1 protein-coding gene is annotated in these 3,785 nt (G+C 42.2%); it reads right to left on the bottom strand.

The features are described from left to right. Positions 1-3,785 (bottom strand): SdrD B-like domain-containing protein (locus LV89_RS24755; protein ID WP_211321279.1); only part of this gene is annotated, 3,785 nt, incomplete at both ends.

Here is a 3,785-nt window from a genome sequence, read left to right on the forward strand (position 1 = left end):
GCCGTTTCTGTAACTTTCAATGTTCCTACTGTTCCTGCACAAACTTCTGCTCCTGTTGCCGTTGCGGTTGGTAAAGCATTGACAATTACTGATGTCGTTGCTGTTCCTGTACATCCACCATTTCCTGCTACTGTTACCGTATAAGTAAATGTTCCTGCTTTCGTTGAGCTAATTACTGGTTCTCTTACGGTTGAAGTGAAGTTATCACCTGACCATGTATAAGTTGCACCTGTTGTTTCTGTTACGCTCAACTTAATATCTCCACCTAAACAAACTGCGGTATTTGATGTCGCAATTGGATTTGGATTCGTATTAATTTTCACCTCTGTGGTTGCTACTGCTGTACATCCTTTAGCATTTGTTACAGTTACTGTGTAAACTCCTGCATTAGTCGTTGTTGCGTTTGCAATTGAAGCATCTGCCGTTGTTGCTGTGAAGTTATTTGCTCCACTCCATGCGTAGCTTACACCACCAGTTGCTTTCAAGTTAATCGTTGTACCTACACAAACTGGTCCATTATTACTTGCCGTTGGTGTTGGTAAGTCATTTACGATTACGGTTGCCGTTGCGATAGCTGTACATCCATTGGCATCAGTTACTTTCACTTGATAAGTTCCTGCATCACCTGTTACGGCACTTGCATTTACTACTGGTGATTGTGTTGTTGCTGTGAATGTTCCACCTACTTTAGTCCAAGCGTAAGTTGTGAATTCTGGAGAAACCGATAATTTGATTTCTTTGCCTACACAAACTTCTGCTCCTGTTGCTACTGCTGTTGGTAAAGCATTGACAACTACTGATGTCGTTGCTGTGCCTGTACATCCACCAACGCCTTCTACGGTTACGAAGTAGGTATAAGTTCCTGCCGTTGTTGGTTTAGGACTTACCGTTGGATTTTGTTCGGTTGAAGCAAACCCATTTGAACCACTCCATACAAACTTATTACCTGCTCCACCGCTTACGTTCAATACAATATCGCTTCCTAAACAAATTGGGGCAATTGGCGTAATCGTTGGATTTGGATTAGTATTCACTTTCACTTCCGTAGTTGCCATTGCTGTACAACCTCCTGCGTTAGTTCCAATCACAGTATAAACTCCTGCTTTCGTTACAGATAACTCTGCACTTGTTGTCGTGAAGGTTTCTGGTCCACTCCATGCGTAACTTACACCACCAGTTGCTACTAATTTACCTGTTGTTCCTGCACAAATTTCAATCGTTGGAACAGTAATCGTTGGTAATGCTTTCACTTCTACCGTTGTGGTTACCGTTGCTACACATCCTGCAATTACACCTGATACCGTATAAACGCCACCTTTCGTAACTGATAACTCCGCACTGGTTGTCGTGAATCCGCCATCTACATTACTCCAAGCATAAACATCTGCTCCACTTGCTACTAATTTCCCTGTCGTTCCTGCACAAATTGAGATTGATGGAACAACAATTGTTGGATTAGATTTAACCGTTACACTTGTCGTTGCTGTGCCTGTACATCCGCCAACGCCTTCTACGGTTACGAAGTAGGTATAAGTTCCTGCCGTTGTTGGTTTAGGACTTACCGTTGGATTTTGTTCGGTTGAAGCAAATCCATTTGAACCACTCCATGTAAACTTATTACCTGCTCCACCGCTTACGTTCAAGACGATATCGCTTCCTAAACAAATTGGTGCGATTGGCGTAATCGTTGGATTTGGATTCGTATTCACTTTCACTTCTGTCGTTGCCGTTGCTACACATCCTTTTGCATTCGTTACAGTTACTGTATAAACGCCTGCATTAGCTGTTACTGCGTTTGCAATTGAAGCATCTGCTGTGGTTGCTGTAAATCCATTTATTCCTGACCATGTGTAGCTTACGCCACCCGTTGCTTTCAAGTTAATCGTTGTGCCTACGCAAACTTCACCATTACTACTTGCCGTTGGCGTTGGTAAGTCATTCACGATTACTGCTGCCGTTGCGATAGCCGTACATCCGTTTGCATTTGTTACAAGCACTTGGTAAGTTCCTGCATCACCTGTTACAGCACTTGCATTTACTAATGGTGATTGTGTCGATGCCGTGAATGTTCCACCTACTTTAGTCCAAGCATAAGTTGTGAAACCAGCCGTTGCAGTCAAGTTAATTGGCTTGCCTACACAAACTTCAGTACCTGTTGCCGTTGCCGTTGGTAAAGCATTCACTACTACATTTACAGTTGAAGTAATAGAACAGTTATTTCCATTGGTAACTACTACTGTGTAAACTCCTCCGTTATTAACACTTACCGAAGCAATTTCTGGTTTTTGCGAAGTTGACGTAAATCCTGAACCTGCTGGGCCTGTCCATGCGTAAGACGTTCCGTTCGTTAATACTTCAAGTGTCAATTTGTTATTTAAACATACTGGACTATTTGAAGTCGCCGTTGCTGTTGGTAAAGCATTTACTGTTACAATTGCAGTTGCTGTTGCCGTTGCTGAACATCCATTTTTAGAAGTCATTGTTACCATGTAAGTTCCTGCATCCGCTGCACTTGCATTGACAGCAATTAGTGGACTTTGTTCTGTACTGGTGAATGTTCCTCCTACTTTCGTCCAAGAATAGGTCGCATCTACTAATGGACTTGAAATATTCGTTGAAGTCAATTGAATTTTCTCATTCAAACAAACCGTTGCACCTGTTGCTTCAGCTTTTGGAGCTGGACAGTTGATACCTGCATCTACCGTTGTTATATCTTGACCCGCCGTTAATGTGATACTTGCTGTTTTACCAGTTGCATCAGCATCGCTGTCTTTGTCATCTGTTGTTGCATCTTTTGTAGAGAATACATAACCTGTTGGTAATGTGCTAAACTCTACTTTGTAATCATTTGGTGCAAGGTCAGTGAATTTGTAGTTTCCGTTTGCGTCAGTAGTGGCTGTTCCAACTAAGTTATTGTCTTTGTCGTACAATTTCACGGTTACATCTTTCACGCCTGTTTCACCTGCATCTTGGATTCCGTCACGGTTTGTATCGTACCAAACGAAGTCACCTAATGAACCTGGTTTGTACAAGCCGAAGTCAACGGTTAAGTTACTGTTATTGTCAGTATCTCCATCATTGATTGGCTCACCGAAGTTTGTCAATGTGATTGCTTTCGATTGAATAACTTGACCTGTTGTAGTCGTTCCGTTATCGTCATCATTAACATTATTGTCTGGGTCTTGAGCTGGTTCGTAAGTTCCAGTCGCTGAACCATTCGTTCCTGTTGATGATTTATAACCTGCTGGTGCTGTAATTTGAACAATGTAATCACCCGGTTCAAGATTCGTAAATAAATACTTACCTGCTACTGTGTTTTGAGAAGCAACTGCTGCTCCGTCGGTTGTTCCGTCTGCTTTCGCTTTGAACAATTCAACTTTCACACCGTCGATTCCTGTTTCACCTGCATCTACTTTACCGTTGTTATTTACGTCGTTCCAAACATAGTCTCCTAATTTCAAGCACTTATCAACTACTACTGTTGTTGTCGTTGTTGCAGTACATCCGTTTGCATCTTTTACGCTTACTGTGTAAACACCTGCGTTGGCTGTTGTAGCAGTTGCGATGCTTGGCTCACGTAAACTTGATGTGAATGAAAGTGGACCAGACCATGAATAAGTACCATTTACAAATTCATTTACTGTCAATTTCAATTCATTTCCAGCACATACTGGCGTGTTGCTACTTGCCGTTGCTGTTGGTAAAATATTTACCGTAACTCCTGCCGTTGCTCTCGCTGTACATCCATTCGCATCCGTCACTAATACCGTGTAAGTTCCACTTCT

Source organism: Arcicella aurantiaca (genome assembly GCF_003148625.1).
Taxonomy (GTDB): domain Bacteria; phylum Bacteroidota; class Bacteroidia; order Cytophagales; family Spirosomataceae; genus Arcicella; species Arcicella aurantiaca.